22 protein-coding genes and 2 pseudogenes are annotated in these 23,891 nt (G+C 70.2%); 11 read left to right on the forward strand and 13 right to left on the reverse strand.

Features of this window, described 5'->3' with window-relative positions:
- Window positions 1–80: 80 nt before the first annotated feature.
- The 3 genes and pseudogenes from D581_RS1000000141880 to D581_RS0103740 all read right to left on the reverse strand — a co-directional run bounded on the left by D581_RS1000000141880 (window position 81) and on the right by D581_RS0103740 (window position 2,899).
- The gene (locus D581_RS1000000141880) at window positions 81–1,367 is read right to left on the reverse strand and encodes a discoidin domain-containing protein (RefSeq protein WP_486585788.1); all 1,287 of its coding nucleotides are present in this window, start codon (window positions 1,365–1,367) and stop codon (window positions 81–83) included.
- Window positions 1,365–2,213 (reverse strand): annotated as a pseudogene (locus D581_RS1000000141885) (chitosanase); the annotation flags it as partial. The pseudogene D581_RS1000000141885 and the gene D581_RS1000000141880, both read right to left, overlap by 3 nt.
- Before the next feature lie 227 nt (window positions 2,214–2,440).
- The gene (locus D581_RS0103740; protein WP_018955890.1) at window positions 2,441–2,899 is read right to left on the reverse strand and encodes a winged helix-turn-helix transcriptional regulator; all 459 of its coding nucleotides are present in this window, start codon (window positions 2,897–2,899) and stop codon (window positions 2,441–2,443) included.
- Between the two features lie 86 nt (window positions 2,900–2,985).
- On the opposite strand from D581_RS0103740, the gene D581_RS01000000136790 reads away from it, so the two are divergent.
- Window positions 2,986–4,212, forward strand: a complete 1,227-nt coding sequence (locus D581_RS01000000136790; RefSeq protein WP_032752463.1) for an MFS transporter — start codon at window positions 2,986–2,988, stop codon at window positions 4,210–4,212.
- Window positions 4,213–4,384: 172 nt separating this feature from the next.
- Here D581_RS01000000136790 and D581_RS0103750 read toward each other — a convergent pair whose 3' ends face one another.
- Window positions 4,385–4,825 carry a hypothetical protein gene (locus D581_RS0103750; protein ID WP_026290166.1) on the reverse strand — a complete coding sequence of 147 codons (441 nt, stop codon included), beginning with the start codon at window positions 4,823–4,825 and terminating at the stop codon, window positions 4,385–4,387.
- Window positions 4,826–5,023: 198 nt separating this feature from the next.
- Between D581_RS0103750 and D581_RS0103755 the strand changes: the two genes are divergently transcribed.
- On the forward strand, window positions 5,024–5,320 hold the full coding sequence (locus D581_RS0103755; protein WP_018955893.1) for a hypothetical protein: 297 nt from the start codon (window positions 5,024–5,026) through the stop codon (window positions 5,318–5,320).
- Window positions 5,321–5,473: 153 nt separating this feature from the next.
- Here D581_RS0103755 and D581_RS0103760 read toward each other — a convergent pair whose 3' ends face one another.
- Window positions 5,474–6,001 (reverse strand): DapH/DapD/GlmU-related protein, encoded by a 528-nt coding sequence (locus D581_RS0103760; RefSeq protein WP_026290167.1) that lies wholly within the window; start codon window positions 5,999–6,001, stop codon window positions 5,474–5,476.
- 222 nt (window positions 6,002–6,223) lie between these two features.
- Window positions 6,224–7,090, reverse strand: coding sequence for a viomycin phosphotransferase (gene vph / locus D581_RS0103765; RefSeq protein WP_486585789.1), 867 nt, complete (start codon window positions 7,088–7,090; stop codon window positions 6,224–6,226).
- A 287-nt stretch (window positions 7,091–7,377) separates the two neighbouring features.
- Between vph and D581_RS0103770 the strand changes: the two genes are divergently transcribed.
- Complete coding sequence (locus D581_RS0103770) at window positions 7,378–8,097, forward strand: hypothetical protein (RefSeq protein WP_026290168.1); 720 nt, start codon at window positions 7,378–7,380, stop codon at window positions 8,095–8,097.
- Between the two features lie 182 nt (window positions 8,098–8,279).
- Here the strand turns inward: D581_RS0103770 and D581_RS1000000141890 are convergent.
- Window positions 8,280–8,618, reverse strand: a pseudogene (locus D581_RS1000000141890) (cytochrome P450); the annotation flags it as partial.
- A gap of 594 nt (window positions 8,619–9,212) precedes the next feature.
- Between D581_RS1000000141890 and D581_RS0103775 the strand changes: the two are divergent.
- Complete coding sequence (locus tag D581_RS0103775; RefSeq protein WP_026290169.1) at window positions 9,213–10,085, forward strand: MmyB family transcriptional regulator; 873 nt, start codon at window positions 9,213–9,215, stop codon at window positions 10,083–10,085.
- A 229-nt stretch (window positions 10,086–10,314) separates the two neighbouring features.
- Window positions 10,315–11,334, forward strand: a complete 1,020-nt coding sequence (locus D581_RS01000000136795; RefSeq protein WP_018955898.1) for a hypothetical protein — start codon at window positions 10,315–10,317, stop codon at window positions 11,332–11,334.
- A 318-nt stretch (window positions 11,335–11,652) separates the two neighbouring features.
- Here D581_RS01000000136795 and aztA read toward each other — a convergent pair whose 3' ends face one another.
- On the reverse strand, window positions 11,653–12,396 hold the full coding sequence (gene aztA, locus D581_RS0103785; protein WP_078625564.1) for a zinc ABC transporter ATP-binding protein AztA: 744 nt from the start codon (window positions 12,394–12,396) through the stop codon (window positions 11,653–11,655).
- A gap of 15 nt (window positions 12,397–12,411) precedes the next feature.
- Here aztA and aztB point away from each other — a divergent pair, with 15 nt between their 5' ends.
- The 4 genes from aztB to aztD all read left to right on the forward strand — a co-directional run bounded on the left by aztB (window position 12,412) and on the right by aztD (window position 16,798).
- Window positions 12,412–13,275: a zinc ABC transporter permease AztB gene (gene aztB, locus D581_RS0103790; protein WP_018955900.1), complete on the forward strand. Its 864-nt coding sequence runs from the start codon at window positions 12,412–12,414 to the stop codon at window positions 13,273–13,275.
- 21 nt (window positions 13,276–13,296) lie between these two features.
- On the forward strand, window positions 13,297–14,532 hold the full coding sequence (locus D581_RS0103795) for a hypothetical protein (RefSeq protein ID WP_026290170.1): 1,236 nt from the start codon (window positions 13,297–13,299) through the stop codon (window positions 14,530–14,532).
- Window positions 14,529–15,506: a zinc ABC transporter substrate-binding protein AztC gene (gene aztC / locus D581_RS0103800; RefSeq protein WP_018955902.1), complete on the forward strand. Its 978-nt coding sequence runs from the start codon at window positions 14,529–14,531 to the stop codon at window positions 15,504–15,506. The genes D581_RS0103795 and aztC overlap by 4 nt, the downstream gene beginning before the upstream one ends.
- A gap of 89 nt (window positions 15,507–15,595) precedes the next feature.
- Window positions 15,596–16,798: a zinc metallochaperone AztD gene (aztD, locus tag D581_RS0103805; RefSeq protein WP_018955903.1), complete on the forward strand. Its 1,203-nt coding sequence runs from the start codon at window positions 15,596–15,598 to the stop codon at window positions 16,796–16,798.
- 143 nt (window positions 16,799–16,941) lie between these two features.
- On the opposite strand, the gene D581_RS0103810 is transcribed toward aztD, so the two are convergent.
- Together D581_RS0103810 and D581_RS0103815 are read right to left on the reverse strand one after the other, a co-directional pair.
- The gene (locus D581_RS0103810; protein WP_018955904.1) at window positions 16,942–18,060 is read right to left on the reverse strand and encodes an acyl-CoA desaturase; all 1,119 of its coding nucleotides are present in this window, start codon (window positions 18,058–18,060) and stop codon (window positions 16,942–16,944) included.
- Window positions 18,061–18,067: 7 nt separating this feature from the next.
- Window positions 18,068–19,078 (reverse strand): ferredoxin reductase, encoded by a 1,011-nt coding sequence (locus tag D581_RS0103815; protein WP_018955905.1) that lies wholly within the window; start codon window positions 19,076–19,078, stop codon window positions 18,068–18,070.
- A 132-nt stretch (window positions 19,079–19,210) separates the two neighbouring features.
- Here D581_RS0103815 and D581_RS0103820 point away from each other — a divergent pair, with 132 nt between their 5' ends.
- Entirely contained in the window at window positions 19,211–20,374 is a 1,164-nt protein-coding gene (locus D581_RS0103820) for a PucR family transcriptional regulator (protein ID WP_018955906.1), read from the forward strand.
- A gap of 45 nt (window positions 20,375–20,419) precedes the next feature.
- Window positions 20,420–20,758, forward strand: a complete 339-nt coding sequence (locus D581_RS0103825) for a thioredoxin family protein (RefSeq protein ID WP_018955907.1) — start codon at window positions 20,420–20,422, stop codon at window positions 20,756–20,758.
- Window positions 20,759–20,955: 197 nt separating this feature from the next.
- Here D581_RS0103825 and D581_RS0103830 read toward each other — a convergent pair whose 3' ends face one another.
- The 3 genes from D581_RS0103830 to D581_RS0103840 all read right to left on the reverse strand — a co-directional run bounded on the left by D581_RS0103830 (window position 20,956) and on the right by D581_RS0103840 (window position 23,776).
- Window positions 20,956–21,714: an SDR family NAD(P)-dependent oxidoreductase gene (locus D581_RS0103830; RefSeq protein ID WP_018955908.1), complete on the reverse strand. Its 759-nt coding sequence runs from the start codon at window positions 21,712–21,714 to the stop codon at window positions 20,956–20,958.
- Between the two features lie 25 nt (window positions 21,715–21,739).
- Window positions 21,740–23,092, reverse strand: a complete 1,353-nt coding sequence (locus D581_RS0103835; RefSeq protein ID WP_018955909.1) for an MFS transporter — start codon at window positions 23,090–23,092, stop codon at window positions 21,740–21,742.
- A gap of 99 nt (window positions 23,093–23,191) precedes the next feature.
- A complete protein-coding gene (locus D581_RS0103840) occupies window positions 23,192–23,776 on the reverse strand; it encodes a TetR/AcrR family transcriptional regulator (RefSeq protein ID WP_018955910.1) in 585 nt (194 codons plus the stop codon).
- Between the last annotated feature and the right edge of the window lie 115 nt (window positions 23,777–23,891).

Below are 23,891 nucleotides of genomic sequence, written 5' to 3' on the forward strand. Positions count from 1 at the left end.
CCGGCCGGGCGTGGCCGGCCGCCGGAGCACGGCGGCCGGACCACGACGGTCGGGGTGGGGGTCGGTGACAGGCGCGGAGATCAGTGGCAGCTGTACGTCGGGCCGGTGTCCAGGACCGTTCCGTCGGTACCGACGAACTTCGAGGTGAAGGTCGTGTCGGTGAAGTCGAGCTGCATCACGCCGAACTTGTCCCAGATGCGCTTCTGGCTGTTCTTCTGCACGGTGTCACCCTGGCCGTACAGGTCCTTGCCTCCCATGCCGCCGAGGATCTCGACGATGCCGTTCGGATCCGCCCGGCCGTCCGGGCTCTGGGGGGCGAAACGCTCGTAGTGGTGGTCGTGGCCGCTCAGCACCAGCTCGGTGCCGGCTGCCTGCAGCATGGACCAGATCGGCTTGCTCACGGGGTCGTTGCCGTGGCTTCCGGAACTGAACAGCGGGTGGTGGAAGTAGGCGGCGACGCACTTCTTGCTGTTCTTGGCGAGGTCGGCCTTCAGCCAGTCGAGCTGTTCGCGCTCGTCGAACCGGTTGGAGTTGAGGGCGACGAAGTGCCAGTTGCCGTAGTCGTAGCTGTACCACATCTTGCCCTGGGGAGTGGCTCGGTCACCGAAGTACTGCCGGTAGGCGGCCTCGTCCTGGTTGTCCCAGTCGTCGTACGCCTCGTGGTTGCCGGGCACGGGGTGGGTCTTGTCCTTGAACTGGCCCCAGGACTTGTCGTAGTAGTTGCGGAAGTCCTCGATGTGGGCGTCGTCGTACTGGTTGTCGCCCATGGTGATGTAGAAGGCCGGGTCGATCGCCATGGCGCGTGCGGCGGTCTTGAAGTGCTGGCATCCCGGATCGCTCTTGTTGCACCGGTCGGCGATGTCGCCGGCCCCGACCACGGTGAACGCGCCCTTCGGGGGCGGGTCGGTGGGGGTGGTTCCCCCGACGCTGCCGTACACGTCGGCCTCCCACAGGGAGTAGCCGTACGGGGTGCCGCGTGCGGTGCCGTACACGCGCAGGTAGCGGCCCTTGCCGGTCAGACCGGTCCAGGTGTCGCTCCCGCCGTCGCCCGCCGTCTCCGTGGCGAGCCCGGTCCAGTTCGTGCCGTCGGCAGACATCTCCAGCCGGTACTGCTTCGCGTACGCGGCCTCCCACGTCAGCTCGACGCGGGAGACGGACGCCCCTTCGCCGAGGTCGATGCGGAGCCACTGCGGGTCCGCCCCTTCGGCGCTGGCCCATCGGGTGGTCGCGACGCCGTCGACGGCCTTGCCGGGCGCCAGGGCGGAGGTCTCGGACGACGAGGCGGTGGCGGGCCTGCCGCGCGATATCAGTGTCTCGGCGCCGGACGGGCCCGTCGGTTCCGGGCCTGGCCGGGGGTCGCTGTCGATACGGAAGTCCTCGCCGTAGACGGCCCAGGCCAGCGGGGTGTCGAGGTCGAGGTTGCCGTTCCTCAGGAACACGCGCTGGGCGGTGTCGACCCGGCTGGTGTCCTCGTGCGCCGCCTCCTTCTTCATCTCCACGACACGGGCGTCGAGGAAGGCGTCGAGGTACCGGGTTTCGTCGCCCCCCTCTGCGGGCGTACGGGCGTCGGCCCTGGCCTCGGCGCGGATGCTGTCGAAGCCCGACTGCCCGTGCATGACGATGGCGTCGTAGTAGGCGAACTGCCCGAGCACCCGCAGCCCGTCGCTCTTCGCCCGGGACACGGAGGGACCGAAGTAGACGCGGTCACGCTCGTGTTCCTGCGCCGCCCGGAACTCGGGGGTCGCCGCGGCCTGCTCCCACGCGGCCGTGAAGCCGGGGTCCAGGCCCTCGTGGGAGTCGCTCCCGTCGACCGCGCGGAGCGCCGGGAGGTACTCGGCCAGCGGGTTGTCCGGCACCTTGTCCGTGTAGTACTCGACGAGTTCGAGCATGTCGTGCGTACCGGAACAGAAGCCGATGACGCCGGCCGTGTAGCCGCGCCCGTCGCCGATGTCCTCGATGTAGTCGAACTGCTCGCGCCACTGGAGCGAGGAGTTCTCGGCCGTCGAGACGATCTGCATGGCGATCTCCTTCTTCACCGGATCGTCGAGGCCGGAGGCCGCCGCCTGTCCGGTGTTGAGGGCGACCACGGCGGGGATCGCGGTCAGCGCCATGGCCAGGGCGATCCGCACGCCGGTGCGACGCCGGCGGTGCGCGGGGCGGGGTGGTCGTTCCGAACGGGAGACGCGCCGGGAAACGCGGTGGGGCATGCGCATGCGCACGTGGTTCTCCGATCTCTTGCGACATGCCGGACGCCGAACGCACAAGGGCATCGTGGAGGGGCGTACGGACACAGCTCAGCTGGGAGGGCCAGCTCTATTAGGAAAGTTTCCTTTCCATTGAGTCGCGTCCATTGGAGCGCGCCGCTCCTCTTCTTGCAAGGGTCATGACAACAGCAATCCGGTGTGGGGTGAACCTCCGCCGTGCGCGAGCCCGTTGACGCCTACGGGGTCTTCTGTACGTGAGTGGTGTCGCTGTCCAGCGGGGCGCCGTCCGTGCCGGTCGGCGTGAGGTCCGGCACGGGATCGCCGTGCCGGTCGACCAGGACGGAGTGGGGCTCGCCCGGCGCGAAAGCGTGCCGCTCGCCCCATTGGCGCAGCGTGAGGATGACCGGGAACAGTGCGCGGCCGGCGTCGGTGAGGGCGTACTCCTGGCGGCGGCCCGACGGTGCGGTGCGCTGGGTGAGGACCCCGTGGGCGAGGAGCTTGCGGAGGCGGTCGGTGAGGATGTTGCGCGCGATGCCGGTCCGCCGCTGGAACTCGGTGAACGAGGCCGCGCCGTCCATCGCGTCACGGATGACGAGAAGGCTCCATCGGTCGCCGACGAGGTCGAGGGTGCGGGCGACGGGGCAGTCGGGGTCCGACCACTGCGTGTCCGGGGCGTGCAGGGGTGCGCCTGACATGACACCTCCCAATCAGTTGCAGATTGAAACCATCATGCCGTAACGTTCAAACGGTTGCAAAATGCTACTGATTGAAGGGGGCTGTGATGAACGCAGGGCATCGAGTGCTGCTGGCGGTGGTGTGCGGCGTCGCTGTGGCGAGCGTCTACGCCGCGCAGCCGGTTCTGGAGCCGATGGGACGCGACCTCGGCGTGCCGAGCGAGCTCACCGGCTGGTTCGTGGCCACCGGTCAGTTCGGCTATCTGGCGGGACTGTTGCTGCTGGTGCCGCTCGGCGATGTGGTCGACAGACGCCGTCTCATCGCGGCGCAGTTGGCGGTCACCTCGGTGGGCATGACGCTCACGGCCTTGTCGTCGGCAGCCTGGCAGGCGCTCGCAGGGCTCGCGACGGCCGGGGTGTTCGCGGTCGTGGTGCAGATCGCGGTGGCCCACGCGGCGTCGGCCTCCCCTCCCGCAGAACGTGGCCGGAACATCGGGGCGGTGACCTCGGGCGTAGTGGTCGGCATTCTGGGTGCGCGGGTCGCTACCGGCGCGCTCGCCGACATGTGGGGGTGGCGCAGCGTCTACGCCGTGCTCGCGGTGCTCTCCCTCGGTCTCGCCGCACTGGTGTCGGCCGTACTGCCTCCGGACCCGCGTGCGGCGTCCCTCGCGAAGTACCGCGAGGCCGCCCGCATGCTCGGCCGGCTGCTGGGTCAGCGCACCTTCCTGACGCGCGGCCTCATCGCGTTCTTCCTGTTCGCCTCGTTCGGAACCCTGTGGAGCGGGCTGTCCACGCCGCTGGCGGGCGGACCCTGGCAGCTGAGCGAGACGCACATCGGGCTGTTCGGCATCGCGGGGCTGGCCGGCGCGCTCGGCGCGGCGCGCGCCGGACGGTGGGCGGACGCCGGGCGCGCGACCCCGGTCAGCGGCCTCGCGCTCGTCCTCCTGATCCTTTCGTGGGCGGCGATTGCCCGGCTCCCGTGGTCCCTGTGGCTCCTGATCATCGGGATCGTCGCGCTCGACTTCGCGGTCCAGGCCGTGCATGTGAGCAACCAGCACGTGCTCACCGCGACGTATCCGGAGCGCTTGAGCAGCGTCATCGGCGGCTACATGGTCTTCTACTCACTCGGCTCCGCCCTCGGCGCGGCGGCGACCACGGCGACCTTCGCCACCTACGGCTGGACGGGCTCCAGCCTCCTGGGATGCGGGTTCGCGGCCTGCGCGCTGGTTGTCTGGCTGGCCGTCAAGGCGGGCTCCCGGAGCGACACCGCGGGCGCGGTCCCGTTTCGCGGTGGCCGGGCGCCGCAATCGGCGGTCGGAACGCCGGCGGAGTGACGCGCGGCAGCCCTCACCGCATGTTCCGGTTCCTGGCTGAACCGCTCCGGACGGCCGGCTCGGCTTCGGGGGTGCGTGAGGCCGGGGCCCGGAGCTCGGGGTTCCCTGGGCTGTGGTGAAGGCGGCCAGTCCGATGGTCAGCCAGACTCCGGCCCCATGGGGTGATCCCCGGTCAGCGGCGGCCGGCGGTAAGGACGACGAGGAACTGGCCGCCGCCCGCCTCGATGCCGGCGGTCACCGGCAGCCCCGGTACCAGTCGGGAAAATCGGTCCACCAGCCAATCCGCCGCTTCTTGGGCGTCCTGCCTGGTCGGACAGCGGCCCACCATCTCGCGGCCCCCCTTGCGCTCCAGGCGGGAGGCCACAGCGATCAGCGGCGCGGGCTCGACCACGTACAGGCGGTCCGACCAGGCGATGGACACCTTGACCGCGCCCTTGCGGGAGTTGCACCCGCGGTGCGCGAGTCGCTCGGCGACCTTGGCCTTCCGGTCGGCGGTCCGGCTGTCGACACTGGGGCCCTGCTGGTCGTTGACCGACTTGTCGGGGTCGACCGGTTCGTCGCACACCCAGCACAGCCAGCCGTCGCGCTCGGCCACATCATGGAGAAGGCTCATCCGAGCAAACTAGCCCCTCAGGCCGCCACCCCGTGCACCGGGCCACGGCGGAGTCCCGCGGAGGCCACGGCCGGAGCCCGTCGCCTCCGACCGACCTCGCGATCCGCGGCGCGGCCTCGGCCCGCTTCGTCGTCGCGCGGGTGGACGAGGAAGTCCCGACGCGGCGACAGACCACCGCAGCGCTCGTAGGATGCTCGGATGCCCCAGCAGATACGGACGACGAGTCGCCGCATGTGGATTACGGCGTGGGTGGTCCTGTGCGTGGCAGGCCTCGTCGGCACTGCCGGATTGATGGCCTCCTCGGCACCGGACCCGCGGCCCGGGCAGCCTGTCGGTGCGGAGTGCGGCGAGTACATCGCGAACATCGAGGCACAGTTGGCCAAGGCTGATCAGGAACGTAAGGAAGACGGAGTACTGGGATTCTCGGGAATCCGGGGCGCCACGGAGGATGACTGCCGCGACGAGCTCCGCGACCACTTCCGTGGCGATCGATGAGCCGCACCTGGCTCGCCGCGATGGCAGGGCGACCCTCGTCGGGGCCGCGGCGATCGTCACCGTGCACGCCACGTCGGAACCGGAGCCACAGCCCACGCCGCCGCGGCCTCGGCCTTCGACCGACAACGAGCATCGCCGTCAGCCCGGCCGGGCTCAGTCGATCTTCCTGATCACCCGGGCGGGCACTCCCGCGACCGCGGTACCGGCCGGAACATCACGCGTGACCACCGCACCCGCGGCGACCACCGCACCGGCACCGATGGTCACCCCTTGCGTGATCACGGCAGCTGTCCCGATCCAGACGTCGTCCTCGATGACGATCGGGGCGAAGGAGAGGTACTCGCGGCGCTCGGCCAGGGGCAGGGGATGGCCTCCGGTGATGAGGCTGACCTTCGGGGCGATCATGACACCGTTCCCGATACGGATGCCTCCCTTGTCCATGAAGGTGCATCCCTGGTTGACGAAGACGTTCTCCCCGAACGTCGTGTGCAGCCCGCACTCGGTAAAGAACGGCGGGTAGATCACCACCGACTCCGGCAGTGGGCCGCCGAACACAACCGACAGTAGTTCCGTGCGACCTGCGCTGTCGCTGAACGGAAGGACGTTCAGTCGGGAGGTCGCATCGGTCACCTCCACGATTCGCTCCGCGTGACGCGTGAACTCAGGCGTCCGGACATACATGACCTGCTCTGTGCGGGTAGACATGTGCTGATCCCACCACCGTGCACAACACACGATCAAACAACTCTGTGCCCGAGAGGCACAACCAATGGTTGTGCAATCAGGGTGGAAGCGTTGGATGTCAGCGCCGCGGACGCTTGTGGCCGCCGGAACGGGTGGACCACTGACCGGACGACCGGACCGCCGGCACGCTCGGGCATCGCAAGCCCCTGGGGGCCTGGCCTAGCGGTAGCCGGTGAGGCCGTCCGCCAGCTCCTCCTCGTCACCGTCGCGATGTGCGTAGAGGGCCTGTTGGAGGGCGAAGGTGCCACGGATCGCGGTGATCCGCCCGGCCGTCGAGGCGTCGTTCCAGCCGCCGAGCGCCAGCACCCGGTCCAGCAGCTCCTCCCCGTGGCCGGCTCCGACGGCTGCCAGGTCCTCGGCGGGGTCGCCCAAGGTGACCTCGTCCCAGTCGATGACCCCTCTGAGGCGTGGCACACCGTCCGAGAGCTCCCACAGGACGTTCTCACCGCCGAGGTCGCCGTGGACCACTGCGGAAGTGAGCGGCGGAAGGCCGTCGAGCGCGGCGAGTTCGCGCGCGGCACGCTCCCGGCCGCTGTCGGACATCAACGGGAACAGCTCGGCGCGCACTCCCGCCGCGAACTCCTGCCACTGACGCTCGGGGGCCGCCGAAAGCGCGGCGCGCGCCCTCTCGTCCCTGCCCGCGGCGATGAGTCCGGAGAGGAGTCCGGCGTACTGCTCGGCCACCGCCTCGGCGACTTCGGCGTCTTCGAGCGCGGCATCGTCCAAGGGCGCCCCGGGGATCCGGCTCAGCACGAGGTAGGGGGGTTCGCCCGCGCCCGGGCCGCCGCCCTGGGCGAGCGGGCGCGGGGTGCGGAAGCCGAGGTCGAGCCCGGCGAGGGCGCGCAGGGCGGCTGCCCGCGCGGGCAGCCGCCCTGCGGCGTCTTCGGTGCGGGCGAAGCACACCACGTGCTCCGAGCCGACGACGACGTGGTGGAACTGCCCTTGGTGGGTGGTGAGTTCTTCCTGCTTGTCATCGGGCAGCAGGCGGCTCACGAGGTCGCGGTGCGTCTCCATGATGCCCATGATGGGGCAACGCTCCACTTCTCAGGCTTGCGGAAGCTCTCGACGTAGAAGCCTCGACGTACATGGCTCGACGGACATGCGCCGGCGTGCTGCCTCAGCTGAATCAGCTGAGGCAGGGGTACGTCGAGGGATCCGGTCACGTACGGGATACTGCGGCACCGGGCTCACGTGGTGGGTTCGACAAGTTTCTCGGCCCCCAGCGGTGGTGGCTGCCCTGGCGCGACTGTCCGGGGCCGATCACGTCCAATAAATGATGGGGCCAAAGCGTGGCAATGGCCGATCATGTGCGTATGACCGATCAGCTGACGATGAGTACCTTGACCTTGCAGCACAGGATCCCGGACGACTGGGCGGCGGACCCCTGGGCCGAGGTGCGCCCCTTGATCGACGGCGTGGACGTTCTGAGGGCAGTCCACCCGGAAGCGATGGCACTCAGCCGCCGGCACTGGACAGGTCCTGCCGAGAGCTGGCCGCTGGCGGTCACGGAGGAGCCGCGCGGGGTCAACATCGGCGAGCCGCCCTGCACCGCCGGCTGCTGCGGCGCCCTGTACGTCACCATGCGCCGCGAGGGAGACCGGGTGATCTGGGACGCCTGGGAGAACACCAGCAACGTCACTGCCGTGCCCGCGGACTGCTGGTTCGACGCGGCCCAGTACGAAGCCGAACTCGCCCGGGCCGCGGCCGACCGCAGCTGGGAGGAGCCGGTGGACACCATCGCCCGGCTGCTTCATCAGACCCTTGCGGACAGCGGCTGGTTCGAGCGGTGGGGTTGCGTCCTCACGAATGTGTCGCCACGACGCGAGGAGCCCGACATGCCCGAGGAGCTCACCAGCCCCGAGGGCGTCGATGTCAGCTTTGACGAGGTTCAGGCATCGGGGACGCGTGCCAGTTTTCACTGGCACGACTTGTTCACCACCCACCAGGAACCCGTGGAGGAGCAAGCGCGGCAGCTCGCGGCCCGCATTCTGGCGGACGACCCGCGGAAGACCGCTGAGCGCGAAGAACACTGAGGACCAGGCGAGGGACCGCACGAGCCGAGAGAGGCCACGTCCTCAACGGGCCGCCCCTGCCGAGGCGGCTCCGCCTTGACCGACTCGGCAGGGGCGGGCGACCCGTGCGACGAGATTCCGGCTGCGGGGCCGGCGGCGTACTCGATTCCGGCGGTCATCCCCCGGCAGCACCGGCTCCAGAGCAGAACGGGTAGAGAACTCAGCCCGCGAACGAGCCTGGTCTGCCGCCAGTCCAACTGGTCTGCCGGTACGGCGAGCCGGATGTCGGGGAAGCGGGTCAGGACCGCGTGGAGGGCGATGTGCGCTTCGGCTTTCGCGAGTGGTGCGCCGACGCAGCGGTGGATGCCGTGGCCGAAGCTGAGATGACCGGTCGCCTCCCGGTCCAGGCCGAGCTGGTCCGGTGCGGTGAAGCGCTCCGGATCGCGGTTGGCCGCACCGAGGGCGACGAGTACGGGGACACCTGCGGGGATCTCGGTCCCGCCGAGGGACATGGCTTCCGTGGTGAACCGGAAGGTGGAGGTGCCGGCGTTTCGAGCCCTTGCCGGCGAAGAAGGCGGCGGTGTCCTTGGAAAGCCGCACGTCGCAGAGAGCCTGCCGGGCTTCCGCGTATCCGGTGACCAGGTAGCTGTCACGTCCGTGGGACCCGGATGCCACAGCCCGCACCGGGCATGCGGACCGCATGGCCTTGTACCCGGGATAGGGGTTGAAGGGGCCGGAGGTAGACCGTCCGTCGTCGGAGGCGTCGTTCATGGTGTCAGGATCCAACCGAGTATCGCCCGTGCCTTCACAGGGCACGACACCGCGCCGTCGATGTGCGCCGAGGGGGCACTGCTGCTCGACGCCGACGGGACAGGAGAACGCGACGCGGCGGGTGGCCCGGTCTGGGAGGGGTACCGCCGGAGCGGACCGCGTAAGACGGCCTGAACGCGTCGCGTCCAAGGAACTCGTGCACGGTCGGCCGGCCCGGCGGCCGGAGTGGCAAGCGCGAAAGGCCGCGGGGTCGTCAGGGCACCGAGCCGCCGCTCCGCGCACCCCTTTCCGGCGGCCCCGGGCCCCGGGACCGGTTCGCGCGCAGTTCTCCCGCGCCCGTCCGGGGGTACGGGGACAATGAGCGTATGGGTACACAAGGAGAGTTGGGCGACTTCTTACGCTCGCGGCGGGCTCGGATACGTCCCGAGGACGTCGGTTTCGCCTCGGGTTCCGGCAAACGCCGCGTTCCGGGCCTGCGGCGGGAGGAGCTGGCGCATCTGGCAGGCGTGAGCGTCGACTACTACGTCCGGCTCGAACAGGGCCGCAACCACGGGGCGTCCGATGCCGTCCTCGGAGCCGTCGCCGTCGCGCTCAGGCTGGACCGGGACGAGCACGACCACCTCGTACGGCTGGCGCGTCGGCAGCGGAACGGAGCCGCTCGTGCTGGGTCAGGAGCGGACCGTACGGCTCGGCCCTCCCCGGCGCTCGCGTCGGGCGGTGGTGAGGCCGCACGAGCCGGGGTGCAAGACCTGCTGGACTGGATCGCCGCACCCGCCCTCGCCATGGGGCACCGGATGGACGTCGTCGCCTGGAACCGTCCCGCCTGCGCCCTCATCACCGACTTCGCCCGGCTCCCGCCGCGGTCCCGGAACATGTGCCGCCTCCACCTCGTCGACGAAAGCATCGGCAGCCGCTACCCGGAGCGCGACACGATCGCCCGGGAAGCCGTCGGCACGCTGCGGATCGCAGCGGGCCGCTTCCCCGAGGATCCCCTCCTCGCGGAACTGATCGACGAACTGAACGCGGCGAGCCCGGAGTTCCGGCGCCATTGGGCGGCGCACACGGTCCGGACGAAGGCGTACGGCGTCAAGCGCATCGATCACCCGGAGTTCGGCCCGCTCGCGCTCGGGTACGAGATCACCACCTTCCCTCAGGATCCGGAGCTCAGCCTGCTGGTCTACACCGCGCCGCCGGACACTCCGGAGGCGAAGGCACTGCGCGCGCTTGCCGAGCGGTGACCGCGACGGATCGGGCCGGGTGCTTCGGCGTGCCGAGCGACGGTAGGTGCGGCGTACCCAGGTACGGCTCGACCGGGGGACAGCGCGACCGGGGGACAGCGCGATCTGAGGGACGACACAGCAGCGGGAGGACAGGACACCCCGGCAGACGATGGCATCGCAGCACGGGAACAGCGGAGCACCGACGGCCGTCGGTGCTCCGACGCCATCGAGAGGGGTTCCACACCTCATGCGCCTGCTCGTATCCGCCGTCGTCGCGGCGCTCACAGCCACATCGCTCGCCCTGGCCCCCGGCGAGGCCGCTCCGCCCGACCGGTACGTGGTGCCGGGCGACCGGGCCTTCCCCACCGGTCTCGCCATGGACTCGGCGTCCGGTCACTTCTACGTCGGCAGCGCCGAGAGCGGCACGCTCTACCGCGGCCACCTGTCGGAACCGGCGGTCGAGGTCTGGTCGCCCGCGGGTCAGGACGGACGCACCTTCACCTCGGGAATGAACATCGACTCCGCGGGCCGTCTCTTCGCCGGGGGCGGCGAGACCGCCACCCTGCGGATCTACGACACGCAGAGCAAGGCCCTACTCGCCCGGCTGAAGGGCAGGACGGGCGGATTCGCCAACGACATAGCCCTCGACGGCGACGGCACGGCCTACGTCACCGACTCGTTCAAGCCCCTGATCTACCGCGTGACGCAAGCACCGGGCGGGCGCTGGACGATGCGCCCCTGGCTCGACGTCGAGGCGGCGGGCGTCGACTGGGTCCATGGGCAGCACAACCTCAACGGCATCGTCTACGCGGGTGGCCGGCTGCTCGCCGTCCAGAGCAACACCGGGCAGCTCTGGCGGATCGATCCGGCGACCCGGGAGATCGCCGAGGTGGATCTCGGCGGCGGGAGCCTCCCGGGCGGCGACGGCCTCGCATGGCGCGACGGCCACCTGTACGTGTCGCAGGGCGGTCTTTTCGAGGGGCCCGGGGCACAGTCCCGCGTCGCTGTCGTCGAGCTGAGCCAGGACCTGGCACGAGGGCGCGTGGTGGACGGGCTCGCGCCGCCGGAAGGGCTGCTGCACCCGAGCGCGGTCGCCCTCACCGGCAGGGCGGCCGACGGCGCGGCCGCAGCCGGTCGGGTGCTGGTGGTGAACAGCCAGTTCAACCGCTGGTCCGCCGGGCTGCCGCCGACGTCGCTGCCCTTCACCGTCTCCTCGCTGCTCCTTCCCGCCCGGCCCCTGGACGGTGCCGCCCGCTCCTCCCGCTGAGCCGTTCTCCGCGCACGTGCACGACCTGGGCGGTGCGGGGCGGCTCGGGAGCCACCCCAAGGCCCTGAGCGTTGCGGGGCGCATCGGGATTCCGGATGCGCCCCGCAACGCCACTTCATGGCCGCTGCTGTGCGCCGGCACGGCCGTGGTGGAGGCCTCGGCAGCACACCATGTGACGCTGACTCGTGCGTCGTTCGACACGAACGGTCCAGCGATGCGTGACGACCGCCGAAGCGTATGTACCTGCTGGTAGCAGCTGGTCCCTGATGTGGTGCCGTCATGAGCTCGTGACCCCCGTGTGCCGAAGACCAACGCTTCTCAGAGCGTTGGCCAGACCTGGGTCAGCGATGCCGTGGTGAGGACGTGGTCCGGACGCCCCTGCCCGGCGAGGCGGCCCTCCTGGAGGAGGAGGCAGGCGTCCGCGGTGCGCGCCACCTCGAGATCGTGCGTGGCCTGGACGATCGTCACCCCGTCGGCTACGAGCGCCGTCAGCAGCGCGCCGATTCGCTCCCTCGCCTCCGGATCCAGGCCGGTGGTCGGCTCGTCGAGGAGCAGGAGGTCGGATTCCTGCGCCAGGGCCTGCGCGATGAGCGCGCGTTGACGCTGTCCGCCCGACAGCTCGCCCAGTTGGCGTGGGGCGAGGTCGCCGATGCCGAGCCGGTCGAGCACCGCGTCCACGGTCGCGTGGTCACGTGCGGTCAGCCGGCGCCACGGACCGCGCTCGCCCCAGCGCCCCATCTCCACGGTCTGCCGAACGGTGAGGGGAAGAGCGTCGCCGACCGCTCCGCGCTGCGGCACGAAGGCCGGCGGACGGCCACCGGTGCGGAAGAGATCGCCGGATGTCGGCTTGATCACACCGGCGAGCACGGCGAGCAGGGTCGACTTGCCGCTGCCGTTCGGGCCGACGAGTGCCGTGGTGGTCAACTCGGATATCTCTCCGCTGACTTGATGAAGCACGGGACGCCCTGGGTAGCCGGCGCACAACCCCGAGAAACGGAGGGGGGTGGTCCGATCGAGGGGCGGGGCGGATGAGAGGGGCTGTGTATTGAACATGATTTTCATTGTAGTGTCCGGGCCATGGAATGGTTGACGGTCCCGTTCGAGGTGACTTTCGTGCAGCGAGCCCTCTGGGGCGGGATGCTGGTATCCGCCATCTGTGCCCTGGCGGGCACCTGGGTGGTACTGAGAGGGATGGCCTTCCTCGGTGACGCCATGTCCCACGGGCTGCTGCCGGGCGTCGCGGTCGCCGCGCTTCTCGGGGGGAACCTCATGGTGGGCGCGGTGGTCAGCGCTGTCGTCATGACGGCAGGCGTCACCGCGCTGGGCCGTACGCCGAGGCTGTCGCAGGACACCGGCATCGGGCTGCTGTTCGTGGGCATGCTCTCGCTCGGCGTGATCATCGTGTCCCGCTCGCAGTCCTTCGCGGTCGACCTGACCGGATTTCTCTTCGGGGACGTCCTCGCGGTCAGGCAGCAGGATCTCCTCGTGCTCGCGGCGGCGTTGCTCGCGGCGCTGGCCGTGTCGGTCCTCGGCCACCGTGCCTTCCTGGCCCTGGCGTTCGACGCGCGCAAGGCCCACACCCTCGGGCTGCGGCCGCGCCTGGCCCACGCTGTGCTCCTCGGCCTGCTCGGCCTGGCGATCGTCGCCTCGTTTCACATCGTGGGAACGCTGCTCGTCCTCGGACTGCTCATCGCACCGCCGGCGGCCGCTCTGCCCTGGGCTCGCTCCGTGCGTGGGGTCATGGTGCTCGCCGCCCTGGTCGGCACCTCGGCCACGTTCGGCGGCCTGCTGCTGTCCTGGCATCTGAGTACCGCGGCCGGCGCGACTGTCGCGGCCCTCGCGGTGAGCCTGTTCTTTCTCTCCCACGTGCTGTCCGGCCTGCGTGACCGCTGTACGCGCCAGGTTCACTCCCCGCCGGCCCCCCTGATCGAAGCCAACTGAAAGAAGCCAGAGGCGATCACCATGACCGTCCGCAGGAACCTCCCTCCGTGGGCATCGGCAGCCCTGGTGCTCACCGCGCTGCTCGCCACGAGTTGCGCCGGTGAGGAGCGCGTCACCGTACGGCCCGAAGCGAGTTCCCCGTCTCCCACTGCCCATGGGTACGTCGAGGGAGCCCAGGAGGCCGCCGAGCAGCAGTCCCGACTTCTCCTGAACGACCCCGGCAGCGGGAGAACCGGGGTTCTCGACCTCGTCACCGGCAAGGTGCACAGGACGGCCGACGTGAAGAACGCCGTACGGCTGGGCACGGACGGCAGGTTCGGCTACCTCCACGCCCCCGACCGCACCCATGTGATCGACAGCGGCGCCTGGATGGTCGACCACGGCGACCACGTCCACTACTACAGCGCGGCGACGCGGGACGCGGGGGAGATTCCTGCGGGCAGCCGAGCACAGATACGCAGTGATGCCGCCGTGACCGCGGTGACCGACGAAAACGGCCGCGCCGTCCTCTACGACCGCAGCAAGCTCGAGAAGGGCCAGATCCCAACTCGCCGGACGCTGCACGGCACTTACACCGGCGTCGTCGTGCCGTACGAGGAACACCTGCTCGCTTTCGCGAACAAGGGCGGCACCACGGAACTCGTCGTCCTCGACCGCGAAGGCGAACGCATGGCTCCCCCGGACGTGACGTGCGAAGCACCCCGAGGAGACGCCGTCACCCGGCGCGGCGTGGTTCTCGGCTGCGCGGACGGCGCCCTGCTCGTGCGCGCGCAGGACGGCGCGTTCACCGCCGAGGAGATCCCGTACGGAAAACACGTCCCGGCGCAGGACCGAGCCACCGCCTTCCGCCACCGGCCCGGCAGCGACACCCTCACCGCCCCAGCCGGAGACGGCGCCGTCTGGGTCCTCGACGTCACCGAGCGGACCTGGAAGCGGGTGGACACCGGGCCCGTCGTCGCGGTCAACACGGCCGGAGAGGGATCCCCGTTGCTCGTTTTGGAGACCGACGGATCGGTGCACGGCTACGACATCGCGACCGGAGAACAGACCGCACGTACCAAGCCCCTGCTGACAGCAGGGAAGCAGGACGACTCCAACGGCGGTGCCCCTGTCATCGAGGTCGATCGCAGCCGCGCCTACGTCAACGACCCCGAGGGCAAGCAGGTGTTCGAGATCGACTACAACGACGGCCTTCGCGTCGCGCGCTCCTTCGACCTGGACGTCAAGCCGGTCCTCATGGGGGAGACCGGACGATGAGCCGAACCGAGGTGAACCACCGCCCGAGGGTGGGCACCGCTCGCCCGCGACACCTGATCGCGGGGCTGCTCGCCCTCGTTTCCGCCATGACCGTCACCGCCTGCACCACCGACGAGGACCGGCCCAGCATCGTCGTCACGACCAACATCCTCGGCGACGTCACTCGCGAGATAGTCGGCGACGAGGCCGACGTCACCGTCCTGATGAAGCCCAACGCCGACCCGCACTCCTTCGGCCTGTCGGCGGTACAGGCAGCCGAGCTGGAACAGGCCGATCTGGTCGTCCACAACGGCCTGGGCCTGGAGGAGAACGTACTGCGGCACGTGGACGCCGCCCGCGCATCCGGTGTCGCCACCTTCGCGGCCGGCGAGGCGGCCGACCCGCTCACCTTCCACACCGCCGACGACGGCGGCCCCGAGGGCGAGGAAGGGCAGCCCGACCCGCACTTCTGGACCGACCCCGACCGGATGCACAAGGTCACCGGCCAGATAGCCGACCAGGTCATCGAGCACGTCACCGGCGTGGACCCCGGCACGATACAGAACAACGCCGACCGCTACGCGAAGCAACTCGCCGACCTCACCACCTGGATGGAAGAGTCCCTCGGCCGAGTCCCCGCGGACCAACGGGCCCTGGTCACCAACCACCACGTCTTCGGCTATCTCGCCGACCGCTTCGGCTTCGAGGTGATCGGCGCCGTCATCCCCAGCGGCACCACCCTGGCCTCACCCAGCTCCTCGGACCTGCGCTCCCTCACCGAGGCGATGAACGGCGCAGGCGTGCGCACCGTCTTCGCCGACTCCTCCCAGCCCAAACGGCTCGCCGAGGTACTGCGAGCGGAAATGGGCGGCGAGGTCCGTGTCGTCGAACTCCATTCGGAGTCCCTGACCGCCAGGGGCGCGGGCGCGGACACCTACCTGCGGATGATGCGCGCCAACACCAACGCCATGGTCACCAGCCTGACCCGCGACTGACCCTCCCAGCCTTCCGGAGCACCCGCCATCGGGTGCCGGCTCGTCGTACCCCCATACCGCCACCGCGCGGTGCAGAAAGGAACAGACCGATGAACAAGTCGATACGCGGCAGAGCCCTCACGGGCACGGCGCTGGCGCTGGCCACCGCCACGGTCCTGACCGCCTGCGGCGGAGAGAGCTCCTCCTCCACCGACACCACGTCCGACAGGACCGCCAACGCCACGCCCGCGGCGGCGGTCAAGGAGCCGTTGGTCGCCACCTTCGACGGCGGCCTCTACATCCTCGACGGTGAGAGCCTCAAGCTCACCGAGACCATTGACCTGCCCGGCTTCAACCGGGTCAACCCCGCAGGCGACAAGGACCACGTCGTCGTCTCCACCGACAGCGGATTCCGCGTCCTGGACGCCACCGGCCAGGCCCTCACCGACATCGAGTACGAGGGCGCCAAGCCGGGCCACGTAGTCCGCCACGCCGCGAAGACCGTGCTCTTCACCGACGGCACCGGAGAGGTCAACGTCTTTGACCCCACCACACTGAGCAGCGGCAAGAAGCCGGCAGGGCGCACCTACACCTCCGCCGAGCCCCACCACGGCGTCGCCATCGAGCTGGCCGACGGCAGACTCGTGAGCACGCTGGGCACCGAGGAGAAGCGCACCGGCGCGCTGGTGCTGGACCGGAACGACAAGGAAATCGCACGCAACGAGAACTGCCCCGGTGTCCACGGTGAGGCCGCCGCCAAGAACGAAGCCGTCGGCGTCGGCTGCGAGGACGGCATCCTGATCTACAAGGACGGCGCGTTCACCAAGATCGACTCTCCCGACGCCTACGGCCGCATCGGCAACCAGGCCGGCAGCGACGCCTCGCCCGTTCTGCTGGGCGACTACAAGACCGACCCCGAGGCCGAGCTGGAGCGGCCTTCCCGCGTCTCCCTCATCGACACCGAGAAGAAGAAGCTGCGCCTGGTCGAACTCGGCACCAGCTACTCCTTCCGCTCGCTGGCCCGCGGCCCGCACGGCGAGGCCCTCGTCCTCGGCACTGACGGCGCCCTTCACGTCATCGACCCGGCCACCGGCAGGATCGAGAAGAAGATCCCCGTCGTGGGCGCATGGCAGGAGCCGCTGGACTGGCAGCAGGCCCGGCCCACCCTGTTCGTGCGCGGACACGTCGCCTACGTCTCCGAGCCCGGCGCGAAGGCGCTGCACGCCATCGATGTGGAGACGGGGAAGAAGCTCACCTCCGTCACCCTGCCGAAGAGCACCAACGAGCTGTCGGGCGTCGTCGCCGGACACTGACCACACCGGCCGCGCCCGTGCCCTCGCCGCCAAGGCTGACGCCGAGGTGGCGAGGGCACACGCCTGCCCTGCCCGCGCAGCGGATCTCACCGAACTCAACGGTGCCGCCGGTACGGCCGAGAGATCCGAGCCCGTACCGGGAATCAGACGGCGACGAGCCCCTTCTCGCGGTCCGGTGCCTGGATTTTGGTCTCCTTGTTCGGCAGTGCGAGCCGGAATACCTTGTGCCACGCGGAGAAGACCTGCTGGGGCAGCGGGCCGGTGACGTACTCCAGCTCGTACTTCGCGAACAGTGCGCGCACCTTCACCGCGACCTCGGCGTACCGGTTGCTCGGCAGGTCCGGGAACAGGTGGTGCTCGATCTGGTGCGACAGGTTGCCGGTCATGAAGTGCATGGCCTTGCTGCCGCTGATGTTCGCCGAGCCCATCATCTGGCGCAGGTACCACTGGCCGCGCGTCTCGCCCTCGATCGACCGGCGCTCGAAGACCTGTACTCCCTCGGGGAAGTGCCCGCACATGATCACCGAATGGGTCCAGACGTTGCGGACCAGGTTCGCGGTGAACGTGGCGGCGAGTGTGGGGAGGAACGACGGGCCCGACAGCAGCGGGTGGATCACGTAGTCCTTGAGCACCTGCTTGCGGATCTTGCGTCCCACGGCCCTGGCCCGCGCGCGGAACTCCGGGTTCTTGCGGCGGTGCTTGGAGAGGTTCTTGCCGAGCTCCAGGTCGTACGCCGCGATGCCGTACTCGAAGAAGCAGGCGTTGAGGAAGTTCCACAGCGGCTGGCCGAGGTGGAAGGGGTGCCACTTCTGGTCCTCGTCGACGCGCATGATGCCGTAGCCGAGGTCGTTGTCCTTGCCGATCACGTTGGTGTACGTGTGGTGCAGCTCGTTGTGCGAGTGCTTCCACTGCTCGGACGGCGAGACGTGATCCCACTCCCAGGTGGTGGAGTGGATCTTCGGGTCCCGCATCCAGTCCCACTGGCCGTGCAGGATGTTGTGGCCGATCTCCATGTTGTCCATGATCTTCGCCACGGACAGCCCGGCGGTGCCGATCACCCATGCGGGCGGGAAGATGGAGAACAGCAGCACACCCCTGCTGACCAGTTCGAGCTTGCGCTGCGCCGCGATCACCTTACGGATGTAGGCGGCGTCCTTCTCGCCGCGGCCGGCGATCACCTCGTCGCGGATCGCGTCCAGCTCGCGGCCCAGCTCCTCGATCTGCTCCGCGGTCAGGTGGGCGGTGGGGTCGATGGCGGTCAAGGTGCTCCTACCGTTCGATGTCGCACGGGCCCGCGGCGGCGGACACGCAGGTCTGGATGAGGACGCCCGGCTCGGCCTCGGTGATCCCGCCGGTGCGCAGGTCGCGGACGGCGCCCGCCTTGAGCGGCGTGACGCAGCCGAAGCAGATACCCATGCGGCACCCGGACGGCATGAGCACGCCGGCCTCCTCACCGATGTCCAGCAACGGCGTGGCGCCGTCCGCGGCGACGGTCTTGCCGGAGGCGCTGAACGTGACCTCGCCGCCGTCGCCCGCGACGACGATGCCGGGGCGGAAGCGTTCGGTGTGCAGGCGCTCCTGGACGCCGTGCTCGGTCCAGTGCTCTTCTGCGGCGTCGAGCAGGCCCGCGGGTCCGCAAGCCCAGGTCTCGCGCTCGGCCCAGTCGGGTACGAGTGCGTCGAGACGGGCGATGTCGAGCATGCCGTCCGTCTCGGTGTGCACCTCGATGAGACGGAGCCTCTCGTCCGCGACCAGATCGTGCAGTTCGTTGCGGAAGATCACGTCTTGCGGCCGTGGCGCGCAGTGGACCATGACGACGTCGTCGAGCTCGACGTCGCGCAGCATGCCCATCACGGGGGTGATGCCGCTGCCCGCCGTCAGGTAGAACACCTTGGCGGGCTTGGCCTGCGACAGCACGAAGTCGCCGGTCGGCTGGTCGAGCTGGACCAGCGTGCCCGGTGTCGCCCTGCGGACCAGGTGGTTGCTGACCTTGCCGCCCGGGATCGCCTTCACGGTGATCGTGATCCGGCCGTCCCCGCGATGTGTCGGCGAGGTGAGGGAGTAGGCACGCCACAGGCGCACCCCGTCGACGTCGACCCCGATCCGCACGTACTGACCCGCTGTGTGGCCGCGCCAGCCCCGGCCCGGCCTGATCACGACCGTCGCGGCGTCACCCGTCTCGGGGTGCACGGCCTCGATGCGCCCACACAGGTCGGCGCCCGCACGCAGCGGGCTGACCAGGTCGAGGTAGTCCGACGGCAGCAGCGGCGTCGTGACCATCTCCAGCAGTTTCCACGCCCTACTGCGGAGGGCTGCACTCGTCATGACCCCAGCTTGCTGCGCCCCATGGCGTAAAGTCCTGACCGCAGGACGTGAATCTGATCAGCTGAATTGTTCGCAGGGAACAAAATCGTGAGCCATGCAATCCGGAGGGCCAGCGAGCTGGCTCTGGACGAGAGGACCGTCACCGTCCTTCGGGCCGCTCTGAAAACCACCGCCGACGAGGTCGTCCAGGCGATCATCGACGAGGTCCCTTCCTACGCCAACGCCCTTTCGGGCCGCATGGGCGGCACCATCCGCCGGGCCGTGCGCACCGCCCTGGGGCACTACCTGGACCTCGCGAGCGGCAACGCCACAGGCGGCGACGGCGGTGACGCGGCCTACGAGCTGGGCCGCGGCGAGGTGCGCGACGGCCGTTCGATGGACGCCCTGCTCAGTGCCTACCGCGTCGGTGCCCGCGTCGCCTGGCGCTGCCTCGCAGCGGGTGCCGTACCCGCAGGTCTGCCCGCCGCCGAGGTCGCCAAGTTCGCCGAGCTGACCTTCGCCTACATCGACGAGCTCTCCGCCGCGAGCGCCGCGGGACACGCCGATGAACTCGCCGCCCGGGGCAGGGCCCACGAGCGCCACCTGGAACACCTGGCCCGCGACCTCCTCGCAGGTGCGAGCCTGGACGTGCTGCTGGCCTCCGGTCAACGGGCCGGGTGGCAGCCTCCGGTTTCGCTCACCGCGGTCCTGCTGCCCGCCGCCCAGGCCCGCCCCGCCTACCGCACGCTCGACCCGAACACCCTGGTCCTCGACGATCTGCCGGATGCCACCGGTGTGCTGCTCGTCCCCGATGCCGACCGGCCACATCTCTTGCGGCAGCTGACCGACCGCACGGCCGTGGCCGGCCCGGCCCGGCCGTGGACGCGTGCGTCCGCGTCGTACGCACGAGCCGTTCGCGCACGCTCCCTTTCCCCTGATATTCGCGACACCGAGGACCACCTGCCCGAGCTGGTGCTGAGCGCCGACGCGGACGCGTTCGGGGACCTGCGTGCCCGAGCCCTCGCACCCTTGCGGACCTTGCCCGTCGCGACCGCACGGCGACTGGAGGAGACGTTGCGGGCGTGGCTGCTGTATCAGGGCCGACGGGACGAGGTGGCGGCGGAACTGTTCGTCCACCCCCAGACGGTCCGGTACCGGATGTCGCAGCTGCGGGAGCTGTTCCCGGATCTCGCAACGCCACACCGGGTCCTCGAACTGACGCTGGCGGTCGGTCTTCGGACGGTGCTGACCGGCGCACCGCGCGAGGGATGATGGGACGGAACGACGGAACGACGGAACGTGAGGGCAGGAGGTTCCATGGCGCATCGGGTTCACCGACCCCGTGAGGACGCGGAGTTCGATTTCATCCTCGGGATGAGCGGGGTTCCGGTCCTCGCGTACTTCACCGGGACATGGCCCAAGGCCATCGAGCCCTGCCGGGCGATGGATCTCGTCGTGGAAGGCATCGCCGACGACTGTGCAGGGCGCCTGGCGGTCGTCCGGGCCGACATCACGCGTTGTCCGGCGGCAACCGAGAGATACGGGGTCACCGGAGCCCCGGCCTATGTCCTGCTGAAGGAGGGAGAGACGGTGGCGCACGGCACGGGGCCCATGACCGTCGCCGAGGTACGGCAGTTCCTGGACGGCCACCTCTGAGCTGCCGCTGCGGCCCGTGGCCGCGAAGCCCGCCACGTCCCGTCCATGGAAGCCGCGTCGCCCGGGAAACCCCCACGCCGACGCCGTCGTGCGGATCCAGGACGGCCGAGGCGTGGGGGAGCGGAGCCCAGGCCGGGTTCCGGACTCCGCGGATCCTGGCCGTCCCGCAGCAGCCTGCTCAGTCTCCGGTAGGGGCGTCAGGCCGATGATCCACTGTCGATGACCAGGTCGGTGCCGACGACCGAGCCGGCAGCGGGCGAGGCGAGGTAGAGCACCGCGGCCGCCACTTCCTCGGCCTCCGCGACCCGGCCGAGCGGGTTCTCCGTCTTCACCCGCTCGGCACGGTCGGCCTCGGACTCGCCGGGGCGCAGCGACATGGGAGCGGCGGAGGCGCCGGGGCTGACGGCGTTGATGCGGATGCCCTGGTGGATGTGGTCGAGAGCGGCGGCGCGGGTCAGCGCGGAGACCGCTGCCTTGGAGGCGATGTACGCGGCGGCGTTCGGGATCCGCAGGTGTGCGCCCAGATTGGAGGAGATGTTGACGATGGTGCCGCCGCCGTTCTCCTTCATGTGGGCGATCTCGTGCTTCATGGCCAGCCAGACGCCGGTGACATTGGTCCGCAGCACCGCGTCCCAGTCCTCCTCGCTCACCTCGCCGACGGGGACCGCGCCCCGGAATATCCCGGCGTTGTTGACCGCCACGTCCAGTCCGCCGAAGCGGGCGACGCTCTCCCGAACGAGATCCTGGAGCCGCCCGGAGTCGGTGACATCGGCGGTGACGGCGCCGGCTGTGCCGCCGGCCGCCTCGACGAGGGCGACCGTCTCGTCCAGGGAGGCCGCGGTGCGTCCCGCGGCCACCACGGACGCGCCCTCGGCGGCGAAGGCGAGCGCGATAGCGCGACCGAGGCCGGAGCCCGCGCCGGTGACGAGGACGGTCTTGCCGGTGAAGCGGTTCATTTCGGTGACTCCCTTGAGTGATGGATTACTTGGCGCGGTGGTTCAGGAGGGCCGCGACGGCGAGGAAAACCCCCGTCGCGGCCAGAGACCAGGGGTCGCTGTCGAGTGTGAGCAGGACAGCGAAGAGGACGGTCGGGCCGCATTCCATCGCGGTGTTCAGCACGCCGCCTGCGAGACCGGCCTGCTGCCGCGGTACCCCTTCGGTGGCGAGCACGGCGGCGCCGGCGAAGGAGGCCGCGGTGCCCGCCGGCAGCAGCACGAGGCCCGGCAGCAGCCCGTACGCGTACGAGGTGTGCGTAGCGAACCCGGTGAAGGCGAGGAGGACGAGCCCGGCCGCGCCTGTGCCCAGCCCGGCGGCCGTGACGGTCCGGGCTCCGTACCGGCCGATGAGCGGTCCCGCCGCCCGGCCCGAGACGAGCAGCGTGACGGCGAACGGCACGAAGGCGGCCGAGGTCTGCAACGGTGACCAGTCGCGCTCCTGCTGGAGATGGAGTGAGAGGACCACGAAGGTCATCGCGGTCCCGCAGGAGCTCAGCGCGATGGCCGTGAGCGCCAGGCCCCGCCGCCGGTCGGACAGGAAGCCGGGGGGCAGCAGGGGATCGCGGGCCCGGCGTTCGGCGTACCCGAACGCGACCAGCAGCGCGGTCCCGCCGAGCAGCGGCACGAGCACGCCGGCCGACGCTCCGGGGCGGGTGTCGGTGACGACGAGCCCGTAACTGGCGAGGGTGATACCGGCGGTGGCGAGCAGAGCACCGGGCAGGTCGAGACTCCTGCCCCGGTTCGGCGCGGTGTCCGGCAGCAGCCGGGGCGTGAGGACGAGGGCTGCGATCGCCACCACGACGGGTACCGCGAAGGTCCAACGCCAGGAGACCAGCGCCGAGATGACGCCGGAGAGCAGATTGCCCGCCGTCGCGCCGAGCACCGAGAGTCCGCCCCAGGTGGCCATCGCCCTGCCGTACGCGGCGGGGGAGGGGAAGACGGCGCGCAGCACGGCCATGGCGGCCGGCGCGACGAGTGCCGCGCCCGCGCCCTGGGTGAAGCGCGCCGCGAGCAGTGCCTCGATACCGGGGGCGAGCGGGGCGGCGGCCGACGCGATGGCGAAGAGGACAAGGCCCGCGATGAGGGCGCGCCGCCCGCCGTAGCGGTCGGCGAGGCGTCCGCCGAGGAGCAACAGCCCGGCGAAGGTCAGTCCGTAGGCGGTGCTGAGCAGGATCACGTCGGCGCGCTCAAGGCCGAGTTCGCGAGCAACGTGGGGCAGCGGTATGGCGATCGCGGCGAGCGTGAAGATCAGCGTGGCCTGGATGCCGCCGAGAAGGACGAAGGCGCGTCTGTGCTGTGAGGCGGTGACGCGCTCGGTGCCCGTGGCGGTGGCGGTCATACTTCCCCCTAATATTAGACCGATCGGTCCATTATTTGGACGCATGGAAGCGGCCTGACGGCTCCGCCGGGTGTGATGTCGGGTGTGGAGCGGTGTGACTCAGTCCAGCAGGGACAGCGCCTGTTCGGCCGCGTCCCGCACCCGGGCGGGATCGTTCGATGCCTTGCCGACGATGCGTACGCCCTGCAGCAGGACGAGCAGCAGGTGGGCCAGCGCTCGCGGTTCCCGGCCCTCGGGGAGCTCTTCCTGGGCCTGGGCCCGCACGAGCGCGGAGTGCAGCAGGGTCTCGATGTGCTCCCAGCTGATCTCGACACGGCGGGCCGCCTCGGGGTCGTGCGGGGCCAGCTCGGCTGCGGTGTTGGTGACGAAGCAGCCGTTCAGCCGCCCATGAGGAGAGGCGGCTTCCGCGGCGAAACGGCGTACCAGCCTCCGAATCGCAGGCAGTGCGGGGCCTGGCTGGGACAGCTCGGACATGAGGAGCGGGTCGCGCGTCTCGGCGTACCGGTCCATGGCCTTCAGGTACAGCTCGTGCTTGCTGCCGAAGGTCGCGTAGATGCTGGCGCGGCCGATGCCGAGGTGCTCGACGAGGTCTGTCACCGACGTCGCTTCGTAACCGCGCCGCCAGAACAGCTCAAGGGCCGACTGCAGCGCGGCGTCCGGATCGAATTCCTTGGTCCTGGCCACGTCGAAGACCCTAGTCTTATCTGGACTGCTCGGTCAATAATCGAGCGTGTCAGACCTGTAAGCGAGCGGAGCGAGCGCGAGGCTCTTGCGCTCGATGACCGAGCGGGCGGCGGCG

The organism is Streptomyces sp. CNB091 (assembly GCF_000377965.1).